Source organism: Prevotella sp. 885, from assembly GCF_002265625.1.
Classification (GTDB): domain Bacteria; phylum Bacteroidota; class Bacteroidia; order Bacteroidales; family Bacteroidaceae; genus Prevotella.
Genome location: NZ_NOVE01000065.1, coordinates 1 through 15,492 on the forward strand (window position 1 = coordinate 1; position 15,492 = coordinate 15,492).

The 15,492-nt window shown below is 50.3% G+C and carries 12 protein-coding genes and 1 pseudogene; 5 read left to right on the top strand and 8 right to left on the bottom strand.

Going from position 1 to position 15,492, the window contains the following annotated elements; all coding sequences use genetic code 11:
* Window positions 1-378: 378 nt before the first annotated feature.
* Window positions 379-3,141 carry a DNA polymerase I gene (polA, locus tag CHL74_RS13630; protein WP_094881753.1) on the bottom strand — a complete coding sequence of 921 codons (2,763 nt, stop codon included), beginning with the start codon at window positions 3,139-3,141 and terminating at the stop codon, window positions 379-381.
* Window positions 3,142-3,288: 147 nt separating this feature from the next.
* Between polA and CHL74_RS13635 the strand changes: the two genes are divergently transcribed.
* On the top strand, window positions 3,289-4,266 hold the full coding sequence (locus CHL74_RS13635) for a polyprenyl synthetase family protein (protein WP_094881754.1): 978 nt from the start codon (window positions 3,289-3,291) through the stop codon (window positions 4,264-4,266).
* Between the two features lie 61 nt (window positions 4,267-4,327).
* Here the strand turns inward: CHL74_RS13635 and deoC are convergent, their stop codons facing one another.
* The 6 genes from deoC to mnmG form a co-directional block, all read right to left on the bottom strand.
* Window positions 4,328-5,272 (bottom strand): deoxyribose-phosphate aldolase, encoded by a 945-nt coding sequence (gene deoC / locus CHL74_RS13640; protein WP_094881755.1) that lies wholly within the window; start codon window positions 5,270-5,272, stop codon window positions 4,328-4,330.
* Between the two features lie 99 nt (window positions 5,273-5,371).
* Window positions 5,372-5,698, bottom strand: a complete 327-nt coding sequence (locus CHL74_RS13645; RefSeq protein ID WP_094881756.1) for a nucleotide pyrophosphohydrolase — start codon at window positions 5,696-5,698, stop codon at window positions 5,372-5,374.
* 44 nt (window positions 5,699-5,742) lie between these two features.
* Window positions 5,743-6,195, bottom strand: coding sequence for a D-aminoacyl-tRNA deacylase (gene dtd, locus CHL74_RS13650; RefSeq protein WP_094881757.1), 453 nt, complete (start codon window positions 6,193-6,195; stop codon window positions 5,743-5,745).
* Window positions 6,196-6,271: 76 nt separating this feature from the next.
* The gene (gene uvrC, locus CHL74_RS13655) at window positions 6,272-8,125 is read right to left on the bottom strand and encodes an excinuclease ABC subunit UvrC (RefSeq protein ID WP_094881758.1); all 1,854 of its coding nucleotides are present in this window, start codon (window positions 8,123-8,125) and stop codon (window positions 6,272-6,274) included.
* Between the two features lie 128 nt (window positions 8,126-8,253).
* Window positions 8,254-8,784 carry an adenine phosphoribosyltransferase gene (locus CHL74_RS13660; protein ID WP_094881759.1) on the bottom strand — a complete coding sequence of 177 codons (531 nt, stop codon included), beginning with the start codon at window positions 8,782-8,784 and terminating at the stop codon, window positions 8,254-8,256.
* Between the two features lie 82 nt (window positions 8,785-8,866).
* Entirely contained in the window at window positions 8,867-10,738 is a 1,872-nt protein-coding gene (mnmG, locus tag CHL74_RS13665; RefSeq protein ID WP_094881760.1) for a tRNA uridine-5-carboxymethylaminomethyl(34) synthesis enzyme MnmG, read from the bottom strand.
* A gap of 270 nt (window positions 10,739-11,008) precedes the next feature.
* Between mnmG and CHL74_RS13670 the strand changes: the two genes are divergently transcribed.
* From CHL74_RS13670 to CHL74_RS13685, 4 genes are all read left to right on the top strand, one after another.
* Window positions 11,009-11,689 (top strand): succinate dehydrogenase/fumarate reductase cytochrome b subunit, encoded by a 681-nt coding sequence (locus CHL74_RS13670; RefSeq protein WP_094881761.1) that lies wholly within the window; start codon window positions 11,009-11,011, stop codon window positions 11,687-11,689.
* Window positions 11,690-11,725: 36 nt separating this feature from the next.
* A complete protein-coding gene (locus tag CHL74_RS13675) occupies window positions 11,726-13,708 on the top strand; it encodes a fumarate reductase/succinate dehydrogenase flavoprotein subunit (RefSeq protein WP_094881762.1) in 1,983 nt (660 codons plus the stop codon).
* A 5-nt stretch (window positions 13,709-13,713) separates the two neighbouring features.
* Entirely contained in the window at window positions 13,714-14,469 is a 756-nt protein-coding gene (locus CHL74_RS13680; protein ID WP_094881763.1) for a succinate dehydrogenase/fumarate reductase iron-sulfur subunit, read from the top strand.
* 202 nt (window positions 14,470-14,671) lie between these two features.
* The gene (locus CHL74_RS13685; protein ID WP_094881764.1) at window positions 14,672-15,376 is read left to right on the top strand and encodes a hypothetical protein; all 705 of its coding nucleotides are present in this window, start codon (window positions 14,672-14,674) and stop codon (window positions 15,374-15,376) included.
* A gap of 13 nt (window positions 15,377-15,389) precedes the next feature.
* Here the strand turns inward: CHL74_RS13685 and CHL74_RS16405 are convergent.
* Window positions 15,390-15,492: pseudogene (locus CHL74_RS16405) on the bottom strand (ISAon1 family transposase); the annotation flags it as partial.

A 15,492-nucleotide genomic window follows, 5' to 3' on the forward strand; every position in this document is an offset into this window, starting at 1 on the left:
CGAGCCGTTTTTTGCTGCAATAGCGCCACTTTTACACTCCAATAGTGGCACTTTTATCATGCAATAGTGCCACTTTTACTGTCTAATAGTGGCACTATTGGAGTGTAAAAGTGGCGCTATTGTTAAGCATGGGTGCTGTTTGCACAGCAAAACACCGTAAAAACAGCGAACCTGAACTCTAGAATCAATTTTTATTTTGTAACATGTTTTTACTATTTTGACAATATTTGCATTAGCAGACATCAAGGCATGAAGGACATGATTTTTGACAAGAAGACTTTTCTAATGACCGATTCGGGTTTAATTCTATAATTATCTGATTATAAGGCTTGTGCTGCGGAGGCCGGAGACCTCCGCTACTATTTTGCCGCAGTCAGCCTAATGCGCTTCCAACCAATTCTTACCCCATCCTGAGTCTGCCACGAGAGGCACCTGAAGAGGATAGGCGTTCTGCATTTCCTCCAGCACAATTCTCTCCACCTTCTCCTTTTCCTCAGGTACGACGGAGAAGTTGAGTTCGTCATGCACCTGGAGAATCATCTTCGACCTTATTCCTTCCTTGCGGAAACGCTCGTAAATCTTCACCATTGCAATCTTGATGATGTCAGCGGCGGAGCCTTGTATGGGCGCGTTGATGGCGTTGCGCTCGGCGAAGTTGCGCACGGTGGCGTTGTGCGAGGTGATGTCCGGCAGATAGCGGCGGCGATGGAAGAACGTTTCGGCGTAGCCGTGCTCGCGGGCAAGCTCCTTAGCCTTCTCCATGTAGGCGTGTACGTCGGGGAACGTCTCGAAGTAGCCGTCGATGAGCTGCTTGGCTTCGTCTCGGCTGATCTCCAGTCGTTCAGCCAGACCGAAGACCGTGATGCCGTAGATGATGCCGAAGTTGGCTCGCTTTGCCTTCGTGCGCTGGTCGCGGCTTACGTCCTCTATCTTCTCCTTATAGATGCGTGCTGCGGTGGCGGCGTGGATGTCATAGCCTTCGCGGAACGCCTCTATCATGTTCTTGTCGCCGGAGAGATGAGCCATTACGCGCAGCTCTATCTGGGAGTAGTCGGCAGAGAAGAACAGCTCGCCCGGTTCGGGGATGAAGCACTTGCGAATCTCCTTGCCGTCCTCACCGCGGACGGGGATGTTCTGAAGGTTGGGATCAGACGAAGAAAGGCGTCCCGTAGCCGTAACTGCCTGATTGAAAGACGTATGGATATGGCCCGTACGCGGATTGATAAGCTTCGGAAGAGCGTCGACGTAGGTGCCGAGGAGCTTCTTCAGGCCACGATGTTCGAGGATGTCAGCCGCGATGGGAGCCTTGGAGCGGAGCTGCTGAAGCACCTCCTCAGACGTGACGTACTGTCCGGTCTTGGTCTTCTTGGGCTTCTCCACAACCTTCATCTCGCCGAAAAGCACCTCTCCCACCTGCTTCGGCGAGGCGATGTTAAACTCATGTCCGGCGAGTTCGTAGATGTTTCGCTCTATCTGCTTCATGCGTTCGGTGAGCACCTTGGACGTTTCGGCAAGGGCTTCGGTGTCCAGACGGACGCCCGTGGTCTCCATGTCGGCAAGTACCGGCACCAGCGGCATCTCTATATCGTAGAACAACTGCTCCACACCAGCTTCCTTAAGACGTGGCTTCAGCACGTTGTAGAGGCGCAGCGTGACGTCGGCGTCCTCAGCGGCATAGTCGCAGACTTGGGCAGGGGAGAGGTCGCGCATGCTCTTCTGACCTTTTCCCTTCGGACCGATAAGCTCGTCGATGTGGACAGTCTGATAATTGAGCAGAGTTTCGGCAAGGATGTCCATGTTGTGCTTCTGCTCGGGTTGGAGCACGTAATGGGCAATCATCGTGTCGAACATGGGCGCTGAGAGGCGAACGCCGTAATTCATGAGCACCTCCATGTCGTACTTGATGTTCTGTCCTATTTTCAGAATTTCGGTACTTTCGTACAGTGGTTTGAATATATTAACAATTCTTTCCGCTTTTTCACGTTCAGCCGGAATTGCCACGTAAAATGCCTTTCCTTCCTCCGCTGCGAAGCTCAAACCCACGAGTTCGGCGTCAATCGGGTTGACAGAAGTGGTCTCCGTGTCTAGACTGAGAATTTGTTTTGTAACAAATAAATCAAACAATTTGCGTGCATCCTCTTCTGTTTCAATGAGTTGATACTCGTGTGGGGTGGTTTTTAGGCTCTCATACTTCGAAAATTCCGCGTCAACTGAATGATTGGTCGGATTTTCTGCAAATAAATCGAGTTGAGCGTTAACAGTTTTTTGCGGTTGTTGAGGCTTCTTTACAAATTTGTCAAGCAGACTCTTAAACTCCAATTCCGTGAAGATTTCGGTGAGTCGCTTCATGTCCGGCTCCTTCAGCTTGAGCGCATCAAGGTTGAGCTCCACGGGAACGTCGGTTCGGATGGTTGCGAGGAACTTCGACATGCGGATGTCCTCAACGGCTCCCTCCACCTTCTCGCGCAGCTTGCCCTTAATCTTTGACGAATTGGCAAGCATGGCGTCGATGCTGCCAAACTCGCTGATGAGCTTGGCGGCAGTCTTCGGACCAACGCCCGGACAGCCGGGGAAGTTGTCAGCCGAGTCGCCCATGAGCGCAAGGAGGTCGATGACCTGCTCGGGGGAGGAGAGACCGTACTTCTCGTTCACCTCCTTCGGTCCCATTGTCTCATATCCTCCTCCGTGACGCGGACGGAAGATGAAGACATTGTCGCGGACCAGCTGACCGTAGTCCTTGTCAGGCGTGAGCATATAGGTCTCGATGCCGGCGGCGCCAGCCTTGGTGGCGAGCGTGCCGATAACGTCGTCTGCCTCGAAGCCGTCCGCCTGCAGCACGGGAATGTTCATGGCAGTAATGATATCCTTGATGACGGGTACGGAGGCGCGGATGTCCTCAGGCGTCTCCTCGCGTTGCGCCTTATAGGCAGGGAAAGCCTCGTCGCGGAACGTCTTGCCATGGTCGAACGCCACGCCGATATGCGTGGGATGCTCCTTGGTGAGAATCTCGTTTAGAGTGTTCACGAAGCCCATGACGGCAGAGGTGTTCATACCCTTGGAGTTGATTCGCGGGTTCTTTATGAACGCATAATAAGCGCGATAGATGAGCGCGTAAGCGTCGAGAAGGAATAATTTGTCCATTTTGTTCAATTAGTTGACAAGTTGGCTGGTAGACACATACACTCGTATACCAGCCAGCTTTATTTATATTTATTAGGTGTAAAATTACAAAAAAAATGTCACTAATAACGGCAAAATAACTAACTTTGTACGAAATATTATAACACAATGGATTATCTGTCAATCATTAAGCACCCGATAGAGGCGGAGCTCGCCGATTTTGTTAGTCTTTTCAACCAGTCGCTCTCACATGAGGACGGGTTGCTGGGTAGTGCGCTCGAACATATTCGTAAGCGTGCAGGCAAGCGTATGCGCCCGATACTGATACTTCTTATGGCGCGTAATTTCGGACAGATAACTGATGTCACGCAGAACGCTGCCGTAGGTTTGGAGCTGCTTCATACCGCTTCGCTCGTACATGACGACGTGGTGGACGAGAGTGAGGAGCGTAGAGGACAGGCTTCGGTGAATGCCACGTACGATAACAAGGTGGCTGTGCTCGTGGGCGACTATATTCTCTCCACGGCTCTCCTTTGTGTGGCAAGAACTCATTCAGAGCAGATTGTCACTTATCTTGCCGAACTCGGTAGGACGCTCAGCGACGGAGAGATTCTGCAGCTCTCCAATATAGGACGTAAGGACATTTCAGAGGACGTCTATTACGACGTGATAAAGCAGAAGACAGCGGCGCTTTTCGAGGCGTGCGCCGGCATCGGAGCCTTGTCGTCAGGAGCGTCTGAGGATGACGTGATGGCTGCCAAGCAGTTCGGTCAGAACCTCGGAATTATCTTCCAAATTCGCGATGACATCTTCGATTATTACGATTCAAAGGAGATTGGCAAGCCCACCGGCAACGATATGGCTGAAGGAAAGCTGACGCTCCCCGTCATACATGCTGTGAACAATGGTGGTGATGAGGACATGAAGCGCCTCGCCCTAAAGGTGAAAGACCATTCGGTTACGGCTGAAGAGATAGCAAGCCTCGTGGATTACACGAAGAGAATGGGTGGCATTGAGTATGCCGAAAAAAGAATGTGGGAGTTTCACGCCGAGGCGCAGAGATTCCTGGACGAAAGGGTAGGGCAGCAGGAAATAAAAGAAGCCCTGCAAGCTTACCTGGATTTTGTGATTAAGAGAAATAGCTAAGAAAAGCCAAGAGGCTGCATAGAGGCTGGGCAATCGCCCTCCTCTATGCAGCCTCTTAGCTTTAGAAGAACTTTATCTGCTCGCCTTTCAGCTCGCTGAGGAGCATGTTGGCGAGGCGTGAGGTGCCGAGGCGGAGCCACTTGTTGGTGAGCCATTTCTCGCCCAGAACCTCTTTTACTATCGTGTAGTATATAATTGCGTCCATTACGGAATTGATGCCGCCAGCGGGCTTGAAACCTATCTGTATGCCGGTTTCATCGTAGTATTCCTTAATGGCCTGGCACATTACGTAGGCTGCTTCGGGAGTTGCGGCAGGCTCCATCTTACCGGTAGAGGTCTTGATATAGTCTGCACCGGCGTACATTGAGAGAATGGAAGCCTTCTTGATGTTAGATGCGGTCTTGAGAGCACCGGTCTCGAGGATTACCTTCATGGGAACAGACTCTCCACATGCTGCCTTCATCTCGGCGATATCGTCGCAAACGCCCTCGTAATCGCCGGAAAGGAACTTGCCTACCGGCAATACGATGTCTATTTCTGTGGCGCCGTCGGCAACGGCAAGTGCGGTCTCTGCAACCTTTACCTCGATGCGAGCCTGAGAAGAAGGGAATGATCCGCTAACGCAAGCAATCTCTACGCCGTCCACCTCCAATGACTCAGAAACGGTCTTGGCGAAGCAGGGGTAAACGCAGATGGTGGCTACGTGGGGAAGGTCAGGATACTCGTTGTCGAAGTCGTTCACGCGCTCTGTGAAGGCGAGAACGCTTGTGTCAGAATCGGTGGTCTTGAGGGTGGTGAGTTCGATGCTGCCGAAGAGAAACTTCTTAACGTCCATAGTGTCGTTCTCGGGCACTTTCTCGGCGATGATCTTACGTACAGCCTCACGTACGGCTGCGTCGTCAAGGTTGGTGTTGTACTTTCTGATGGCGTCCTCGTACTTGTTAGGCTTCTGCTGAGCCTGCTGGTTGTCCTCTTCGTTGAGGATAATGTCTTTGATGATTCCCATAATTGTTGGTTTTTATTGTTTGTTGGTGATTTCTTTAAGGAGGGTGTTGTTGGGCTTTACTGAGCCTTTTTAAGCCTTACTGGGCCTTTCTAAGCCTCTTTATGCTTTTAGCTTGGGGTTGTTTCTGTGGCGGTCCTTATCGCGCTTGGTCTTCTTCTCAAAGCTTTTCTGTAGGGCTTCTGTAAGATCCACGCCGGTCTGGTTGGCAAGGCAGATAAGAACCCATAGGATATCCGCCATTTCTTCGGAGGGATCGTGGCTTTCGCCTTCCTTAAAACTCTGGTCGCCGTAGCGTCGTGCCATAATGCGGGCGAGTTCGCCCACCTCTTCAGTAAGGCAAGCCATGTTGGTCAGTTCGGAGAAATAGCGCACGCCGTACTCCTTTATCCAACGGTCTACCGCCTCTTGTGCTTCCTTTATTGTCATTGTTAGATGTTTTTTAGACGTTAACGGACTGCCTCTTTGGTTTCTTATTCCTTGTTCTTTGTGTCCATGCAGATGGTCACGGGACCGTCGTTAAGCAACTCCACCTTCATGTCTGCGCCGAATTCACCGGTGCCGACCTGACGTCCGAGGGCGTCAGAGAGCTTGCGGCAGAACTCCTCGTAGAGCGGTACGGAGATTTCGTGGCGGGCTGCGCGGAACCACGACGGGCGGTTGCCCTTCTTGTAAGATGCGTAAAGCGTGAACTGGCTGACGACCAAAGCTTCGCCTTCTACGTCCAGAATGGAGCGGTTCATAACGCCGTTCTCATCGTCGAAAACGCGCAAGGCTGCCACTTTCTTTACAAGCCAGTCGACATCTTCCGATGTGTCGGTTTCCTCTACGCCAAGAAGCAGAAGAAATCCCTTGCCTATGCTTGATTTTACTGTACCGTCAATGGTGACTGATGCGTGCTGTACACGCTGTATGACTGTTCTCATTTTAATGGTCTGTTAGTGATGTTTCTGTATTCTACAAAGATATCATAAAAAAACGATACCTACAAGTATTCTTTATTTAATGGGTGTTCTCGGAGCCGCTTTTCTGACTGAAGTGTTCGGTAATGGCTTTTGCCTTCGCCATGCCTACAGCTTCTGCCAGTTCTTCGAGCGTTGCTTCGCGGATGCGTTTCACGCTCTTGAACGTCTTGAGCAGCTTGTCGCGTGTGGCAGGACCGATGCCTGGTACTTCGTCCAGCGCACTGTGAAGGGCGTGCTTTGATCGTTTGTCGCGATGGAATTGTATGGCGTAACGGTGTACCTCGTCCTGGATTTGCGTCAGGATATGGAAGAGTTCGGAGTCAGTCTTGAGTGCAATGGTCTGCGGAGGATTGCCGAAGAGCAGTTCGTTGGTGCGGTGACGGTCGTCCTTTGCAAGTCCTGCAATAGGGATATTCAGCCCTAATTCGCCTTCTACGACCTCGCGCACCACGCTCATCTGACCCAATCCACCGTCCGTAATGATAAGGTCGGGCAGGGCAGAGCCTTCCTCCACCATGCGCGAATAACGACGTCTGACCACCTCCTGCATAGAGGCGTAATCGTCGGGACCGACCACCGTCTTGATGTTATACTTGCGATAATCCTTCTTCGATGGCTTCATACCCTTGAAGACTATGCATCCTGCAACGGCATCCGTGCCCGAAATATTCGAGTTATCGAAACATTCTATCTGATAAGGCAGCTTTTCGAGGTGGAGTTTCTGCTGCAGCTCCTTCATAAGACGTGTCTGTTTCTGCTCCGGATTGAGTTTTTCTGCCTGCTTAAGCCTATCGAACTTGTACTGTCGGCAGTTCATTTCGCCAAGCTCAAGCAGGTGCTTTTTGTCGCCACGCTGCGGTATAAAGAACGTAGCACCGCTGAGTTGCCATTCCATTTCGAATGGAACGATTATCTCCTTAGCATGGCTTTGGAAGCGTTCGCGAATCTCAGGGATTGCAGTAAGGAGAAGTTCCTGGTCGGATTCATCCAGCTTTCGCTTATATTCGAACGTGAAACTCTGATTGACGCTACCGTTCTTTACATGTATATAATTGATGAAAGCCGTTCTTTGCGCTTCGTCGTCAATGATGGAGAATACGTCAACGTCCGTAATAGTATGGCTGACCACCTCGCTTTTGGCGCAGAAATTCTCTATAAGAATGTACTTCTGCTTTAGCTCTTCCGCCTCCTCAAACTTCAGTTCCGCCGCCTTTTTCTGCATTTCCTCGTAGATATGCTTGCTTAGTTCGCGCGTATTTCCTTTCAGAATCTCGCGTGCTTGAGCTATTGCAGCCTGATAATCCTCGAGGCTTTGCTTACCGCAACAAGGTGCTTTGCAGTTGTGGATGTGATATTCAAGGCAGGGCTTGTACTTGCCTTGTTCGATTCCTTCCTTGGTAATAATCATACGGCATGTCCGAGGCTTGTATAGTTTATGGATAAGTTCAAGAACTGCGAACATGCTGCCCGTATGCGAGTAGGGTCCGAAGAAGGTGCCGAAGCGTTTGTTTATCTGGCGGGTCTTGAATATGCGGGGCAGATATTCGTTCGTAACGCAGATGCTGGGGTAGGTCTTTCCGTCCTTGAGAAGGACGTTATAACGGGGATTGTATTTCTTGATAAGGCTGTTCTCGAGCAGCAATGCGTCCTCTTCCGTGTTGACCACCGTGTAGCTGATGTCCTCAATCTTAGATACCAGCACCTTCGTCTTAAACCTATCCACCTCTTTATGAAAGTAGCTTGAGACGCGTTGCTTGAGACGCTTCGCCTTGCCTACATATATAATAGTATGGTCGGCGTCGTAAAACTGGTAGCTGCCGGGCTTGTCCGGCATGTTAAGCACGATGTTCTTAAGACGCTCGATGCGCTTTGCGTTTTCTTCTTTTGTCATAATGGTGGACTGTAAGTGGTTTGAAACTAAGTGGTTTGGGACGGTTTGTTTCACGTGGAACTGAAAGGCGCGGCAAGTGTTGTTGCTTGCCGCGCCTTTATAGCTTTCCTCTTGTCGGGTCTTTAATGTTAGATCTTGATGAGAGATGTTATCTCGATGTCCTCATCGAATCCCTCACGTCCGTTCAGACCTTCGTTGACAAGCTCGATGATGAAGTTAGCGTAGACCTTCTTCGGGTTGAACTTCTTTACGAGGTTGCAAGCTGCCTTCATTGTTCCGCCGGTAGCAAGGAGATCGTCGTGGAGCAGAATTACGTCGTCTTCGCCGATGGCGTCCTTATGAATCTCGATGGTGTCCTTGCCATATTCCTTAGCGTAGCTTTCCTGCACGGTGTCGCAAGGAAGCTTACCGGGCTTGCGGCAGAGCACAACGCCGGCTCCAAGACGGAGGGCGAGGGCAGATGACATAACGAAGCCGCGCGACTCGATGCCGACAATCTTCGTTATGCCCTTGTCCTTGTAGAGCTCGTACATCTTGTCACAAATCTCCTTCAGACACTCGTTGTTCTTGAAGAGGGTGGTGACGTCGCGGAAGTTGACTCCCTTCTTAGGCCAATCTGGTATGCAACGCAGATTGTCAAGCAATAGTTTGTTGTTCATTTTCAAATGTTTAATGTATGTTTGTTATTGTATTTGTTTCACGTGGAACTCTTAACTCCTAACTCCTAATTCCTAACTCAAGCTATCTCTTCATCAGCACGAGCAGGACGTTTATGTCGCTGGGCGACACTCCTGGGATGCGGGAAGCTTGTCCGAGGGTTTCTGGATTGATGCGTGAGAGCTTTTGTCTTCCCTCTGTGGATATCTCGTGAAGCTCCTCGTAACGGAAATGTCCCTTGATTCGGATGTCTTCCAGTCGGTGCATCTTGTCCGCAATCTGTCGTTCGCGTTTGATGTATCCGTCGTACTTGATGAGTATCTCTGCTGCCTCCACGATTTCGTCCTTGCGATCGTCATTCATGTCAAGGGCGGCTTGTAGGGTGGGGATGGCAGAAGCGAGTTGCTTGATGCCGAGCTGTGGTCTTGCAATAAGACTGGCTATCGGCGATCCGAACTGTAAGGGTGTTGTGCCAAACGATTCGAGAGCGGCGTTGATGTCGCGTGGCTTTACGTTCGTGGAATTGCAGAAACTGATGATGCGGTCTATCTCTGCTTTCTTCTTTAGCCATCTGTCGTAACGTTCGCGAGTGGCAAGTCCGAGATTGTACGCCTTCTCTGTGAGTCGTGCGTCTGCATTGTCCTGCCTTAGAAGTATTCTGTATTCTGCTCTTGACGTGAACATGCGATACGGCTCGTCCACTCCCTTCGTCGTCAAGTCATCAATCAGTACACCGATATATCCTTCGTCACGCTTCATTATATAAGGATCGCTGCCGCTGCAGAGTAGGGCAGCGTTGATGCCAGCCATCGTGCCTTGTCCGCCAGCTTCCTCATATCCCGTCGTTCCGTTGACCTGACCGGCGAAGAAAAGTCCCTTTACGAGTTTCGATTCCAACGACGGCTTCAGCTGTGTCGGATCGAAGTAATCGTACTCGATGGCGTATCCCGGTCTGTATACCTTTATGTCTCGGAACGCAGGAATCTTCTTCAGAGCATTCAACTGTACCTCCATCGGCATCGACGAGGAGAAGCCGTTAAGATACATCTCGTTGGTATCCTCGCCTTCTGGTTCGAGGAAGAGCGGGTGCTGGTCCTTGTCAGGGAAAGTCATCAGCTTTGTTTCGATGGAAGGACAGTAGCGTGGACCCGTAGACTGAATTTGTCCGTTGTAGAGAGGCGACTCAGCAATGGCTTCGCGAAGCGTGTCGTGCACCTCCTTATTAGTGTATGTGGTCCAGCATGGAAGTTGCTCCAGATGACGCGGAGCGGTCATGTATGAGAATCCGTGGTTGTCGGTTTCGCCAGGCTGACACTCCATGTCCTCGAAGTGGACGCTGCGTCTGTCGATGCGAACCGGCGTACCCGTCTTCATTCTCTCCGACGTTATGCCGTGGCGTGTGATGCTCTCCGTGAAGTTAAGGACGGCTGGTTCGGCGCATCTGCCTCCCGGTACCTTCTTCCTTCCCACATGCATCAGTCCATTTAGGAATGTGCCCGCTGTGATGATTACCGCCTTTGCTCGGAATGTCACGCCCCAGACCGTCTCCACGCCTACCGCCTCTCCGTTCTCGACAAGCAGCTCGCAGGCTTCGTCCTGCCAGATGTCGAGGTTGTCCACACGGTCGAGACGGGTGCGCCATTCCCATATAAACTTTCCTCTGTCGCATTGTGCACGCGGGCTCCATACTGCCGGACCTTTACCGCGGTTGAGCATACGGAACTGTATGGACGTGGCGTCGGTGACGAGAGCCATCTCGCCTCCAAGAGCGTCAATCTCGCGTACTATCTGTCCTTTGGCGATGCCGCCCACGGCGGGGTTGCAACTCATCTGTCCAATCTTATTCATGTCCATCGTCACAAGGCACGTCTTCGCTCCCATTCTTGCAGCCGCGCATGCCGCTTCACATCCGGCGTGACCACCACCAATGACTATAACGTCGTATTTGAAATTCATATATCTGTTTGTGATTTCCGCTGGTTGTCTACATTTATAATTAACCAGCATTGTTTGTCCTCGCAAAATTAAGAATAAAAAATGATTTTTGGAGTGAAATAGTTTGATTTATCATCTATTTTCAGTATTTTTGCAGATTGTTAGAGCACCCCTTTACCTATTATATAGTAAGGAGCGTCGCTGTGACTTATAGCTGTGACCTTAAAGACTAAATATTGGATATGAATTTCTATAATTCTAACAGTTAATAATTTAAATTTTAAATCATTTATGTGGTTAATCAATTCATCCATCGGTAGAAAGGTGGTGATGGCCTTGACCGGCATCGCGCTTGTTCTATTCCTGACATTCCACATGTCAATGAATGTTGCTGCGCTCTTCTCAGGAGACGCTTACAACATGATCTGTGAGTTCCTCGGCGCCAACTGGTATGCCGTAGTTGCAACAATCGGCTTGGGCGCCCTCTGCGTACTCCACTTCGTGTTTGCCTTCTGGCTCACGATGCAGAACCGTGCCGCTCGTGGCAATTCTCGTTACGAGGTAACAGCTAAGCCTCAGGGCGTAGAGTGGGCATCTCAGAACATGCTCGTTCTTGGCATCATCATCGTTCTCGGTCTGTTGCTCCACCTCTTCAACTTCTGGTACAACATGATGTTCGCCGAGCTCGTAGGTTTCGAGGGTGTATGTGCACCTGCTGACGGTTTCGGTTGGATTCAGCAGACCTTTGCTAACCCGGTTTACGTAGTTCTCTACATCGTATGGCTCGTAGCTCTCTGGTTCCACCTCACACACGGTTTCTGGAGCGCAATGCAGACATTCGGCTGGAACGGTAAGGTATGGTTTAACCGTTGGAAGGTCATCGGTCAGGTTTATTCAACCCTCCTCGTCCTCGGTTTCCTCATAGTAGTAATCGCTTTCGCACTTGGTTGTGCACCGAGCCTCTGCTGCTAATTAAAAACTAAAAATCAAATATACATAATTCATATTATGGCTAAGACAATTAATTCAAGAATCCCTGAAGGCCCAGTGGCCGAGAAGTGGACCAACTATAAAGCTCACCAGCGTCTGGTGAACCCCAAGAACAAACTCAAGCTCGACATTATCGTTGTAGGTACAGGTCTTGCAGGTGCTTCTGCAGCAGCCAGCCTTGGCGAGATGGGTTTCCGCGTGCTTAACTTCTGCATCCAGGACTCTCCCCGTCGTGCTCACTCTATCGCAGCTCAGGGCGGTATCAATGCTGCCAAGAACTATCAGAACGACGGTGACTCAGTATACCGTCTGTTCTACGATACAGTAAAGGGTGGTGACTACCGTGCTCGTGAGGCTAACGTATACCGCCTCGCTGAGGTATCAAACGACATCATCGACCAGTGTGTAGCTCAGGGTGTACCTTTCGCACGTGAGTACGGCGGCATGCTCGCCAACCGTTCATTCGGTGGTGCTCAGGTATCACGTACATTCTATGCTAAGGGTCAGACCGGCCAGCAGCTCCTCCTCGGTGCTTACTCAGCACTTTCAAAGCAGGTAAATACAGGCCGCGTTCTCCTCTACACTCGTTACGAGATGGAAGACGTAGTTATCGTTGACGGCCGCGCTCGTGGTATCATCGCCAAGAACCTCGTTTCAGGTAAGCTCGAGCGTTTCTCTGCAAACGCCGTTGTAATCGCTACTGGTGGTTACGGCAACGCTTACTTCCTCTCTACTAACGCTATGGGCTGTAACTGTACAGCTGCCATCCAGTGCTACCGTAAGGGTGCTTACTTCGCTAACCCCTGCTACGTACAGATCCACCCGACATGTATCCCCGTACACGGCGACAAGCAGTCTAAGCTTACTCTTATGTCTGAGTCACTTCGTAACGACGGCCGTATCTGGGTACCGAAGAAGATTGAGGACGCTAAGGCACTTCAGGCTGGCACCAAGAAGGGTAGCGACATTCCTGAGGAAGACCGCGACTACTACTTGGAGCGCCGCTATCCGGCATTCGGCAACCTCGTTCCGCGTGACGTTGCTTCACGTGCTGCCAAGGAGCGTTGCGACAAGGGCTTCGGCGTTAACAACACCGGTCTCGCCGTATTCCTCGACTTCTCTGAGTCAATCAACCGTCTCGGCATCGACGTTATCCGTCAGCGTTACGGCAACCTCTTCGACATGTACGAGGAGATTACAGACGTTAATCCTGGCCAGCTCGCCAACGAGATTAACGGCGTGAAGTATTACAACCCGATGATGATCTATCCGGCTATCCACTACACAATGGGTGGTATCTGGGTTGACTACGAGCTCCAGACCTCTATCACTGGTCTGTTCGCTATCGGTGAGTGTAACTTCTCTGACCATGGCGCTAACCGTCTTGGTGCATCTGCTCTTATGCAGGGCTTGGCAGACGGCTACTTCGTACTGCCTTACACCATCCAGAACTACCTCGCTGACCAGGCTATCTGGCCGCACCTCTCTACCGACCTGCCCGAGTTTGCAGAGGCTGAGAAGGGTGTTCAGGCTGAGATCGACCGCCTCATGAACATCAAGGGTAAGCGTTCTGTTGACTCTATCCACAAGGAGCTTGGCCACGTACTGTGGGAGCACGTAGGTATGGGTCGTACAGCAGAGGGCTTGAAGGAAGGCATCGAGCTTATCAAGAAGCTCCGCAAGGAATTCAACACCAACCTCTTCATCCCTGGATCGAAGGAAGGTCTGAACGTAGAGCTCGACAAGGCTATCCACCTCCGCGACTTCATCCTTATGGGTGAGCTTATCGCACACGACGCCCTCTCACGTGAGGAGTCTTGCGGTGGTCACTTCCGCGAGGAGCACCAGACTCCCGAGGGCGAGGCACAGCGCGACGACGAGAACTTCTTCTATGTAGGTTGCTGGGAGTATAAGAACGACGACGAGACAGCTCCTGAGCTCATCAAGGAGCCGCTCGAGTACGAGGCAATCAAGGTACAGACACGTAACTATAAGAACTAATAAAGATTATGGCAAACATATCATTCACACTGAAATATTGGCGTCAGAACGGTCCTCAGGACAAGGGCCACTTCGACACACGTGAGATGAAGGATATCCCTACGGATACCTCATTCCTTGAGATGCTCGACATCCTTAACGAGCAGCTCATAGAGGAAGGCCACGAGCCTTTCGTATTCGACCACGACTGCCGCGAGGGCATCTGCGGTATGTGCTCACTCTACATCAACGGTCATCCCCACGGACCTAATCAGGGTGCCACAACCTGCCAGCTCTACATGCGTAAGTTCAACGACGGCGACGTTATCACAGTTGAGCCTTGGCGTTCGGCTGCGTTCCCCGTTATCAAGGACTGTATGGTAGACCGTACTGCTTTCGACAAGATTATGCAGGCAGGTGGTTACGTAAGCGTTCGTACTGGCCAGCCCCAGGACGCTAACGCCATCCTCATCCCGAAGGAGGACGCAGACGAGGCAATGGACTGCGCTACATGTATCGGTTGCGGTTGCTGCGTAGCTGCATGTAAGAACGGTTCTGCTATGCTCTTCGTCAGCTCTAAGGTCAGCCAGCTCGCTCTCCTTCCCCAGGGTCGTCCTGAGGCAGCTAAGCGTGCTAAGGCTATGATCGCCAAGATGGAGGAGCTCGGTTTCGGTAACTGCACCAACACCCGCGCTTGCGAGGCTGAGTGCCCGAAGAACGAGTCAATCGCTAACATCGCTCGCCTCAACCGCGAGTTCATCAAGGCAAAGCTCGCTGACTAATTCAGTCAACAGTAAATAAGCTAAGCGGATGCGAAGCACTCTCAGAAGTGCAGCGCATCCGCTTTTTTGTATCCCTAAACGTCTCGTCCTGCCTTCTTTTATTTCCTAATAGAGTAAATTAGGGGAATTTAGGGGAAATTAGAGGAAATTTTCCCCTAATTTGTTTCTCTTTTATTATCTTTGCATATATAAATAAAGGTATATGATAGAACAGACTCCTAATTTGTCAAACACCGACATACATAAAGCTATAGAATTGCTTAACAAACCTGAATATAGCATTGTGCTTAACAAGATACACGATGAATATCTATATTGGGATAAAGCAAAGTATATGGTTCCAAAAGATGTTGCTCCGGATGTGTTTTGGTATGCAATAAAACTGAAACGCAACATGAACCGTATGAACATAGTTTTTGGAAACATTCAGTTTCACTTTACCGTAACGGGTAAAATGCAGCAGATGCTGCATGAATTTGATCTCAACTTCGGTGGTAATCTTGAATCAGGAGGAATTATTCCCGAGAAAGACCATAAGGTGTATCTTGTAAGTTCTATAATGGAGGAAGCTATTGCGTCAAGCCAGATGGAGGGGGCATCAACCACTCGCAAGGTAGCCAAGGATATGTTGCGTAAGCAAATAAAGCCTATCAACAAAAGCCAGCAGATGATAGCCAATAATTATGCCACTATACAATATCTAGTGGAGCATAAAGGCGATGACTTCAGTAAGGAAGCTTTGCTCAACATACATCACCTAATATCCACAAATACACTTGAAAAGACTACAGATGAGGGAGCATTCCGAACTGACGACAGCATAATGGTGATGAACAACATAAATGGAGAGGTTGTTCATACACCCCCTTCTGCCTCCGACATTGAAGGCCTTATAGGGCTCACCTGAAAAAGTGTGTGGATTAAGCATACAATCTTGTTAGTCTGAAGAGAAAGAATTTCTTGTCAATGATACCCCGAAGTTGTGCTCTGAAATGCTTGACTTTTGCATTGAAAGATTCTGCA

What these genes read in the sequence shown, in the direction of transcription:
- polA (WP_094881753.1), bottom strand. Translation starts at nt 3,141, where the DNA reads ATGGACAAATTATTCCTTCTCGACGCTTACGCGCTCATCTATCGCGCT.
- CHL74_RS13635 (WP_094881754.1), top strand. Translation starts at nt 3,289, where the DNA reads ATGGATTATCTGTCAATCATTAAGCACCCGATAGAGGCGGAGCTCGCC.
- deoC (WP_094881755.1), bottom strand. Translation starts at nt 5,272, where the DNA reads ATGGGAATCATCAAAGACATTATCCTCAACGAAGAGGACAACCAGCAG.
- CHL74_RS13645 (WP_094881756.1), bottom strand. Translation starts at nt 5,698, where the DNA reads ATGACAATAAAGGAAGCACAAGAGGCGGTAGACCGTTGGATAAAGGAG.
- dtd (WP_094881757.1), bottom strand. Translation starts at nt 6,195, where the DNA reads ATGAGAACAGTCATACAGCGTGTACAGCACGCATCAGTCACCATTGAC.
- uvrC (WP_094881758.1), bottom strand. Translation starts at nt 8,125, where the DNA reads ATGACAAAAGAAGAAAACGCAAAGCGCATCGAGCGTCTTAAGAACATC.
- CHL74_RS13660 (WP_094881759.1), bottom strand. Translation starts at nt 8,784, where the DNA reads ATGAACAACAAACTATTGCTTGACAATCTGCGTTGCATACCAGATTGG.
- mnmG (WP_094881760.1), bottom strand. Translation starts at nt 10,738, where the DNA reads ATGAATTTCAAATACGACGTTATAGTCATTGGTGGTGGTCACGCCGGA.
- CHL74_RS13670 (WP_094881761.1), top strand. Translation starts at nt 11,009, where the DNA reads ATGTGGTTAATCAATTCATCCATCGGTAGAAAGGTGGTGATGGCCTTG.
- CHL74_RS13675 (WP_094881762.1), top strand. Translation starts at nt 11,726, where the DNA reads ATGGCTAAGACAATTAATTCAAGAATCCCTGAAGGCCCAGTGGCCGAG.
- CHL74_RS13685 (WP_094881764.1), top strand. Translation starts at nt 14,672, where the DNA reads ATGATAGAACAGACTCCTAATTTGTCAAACACCGACATACATAAAGCT.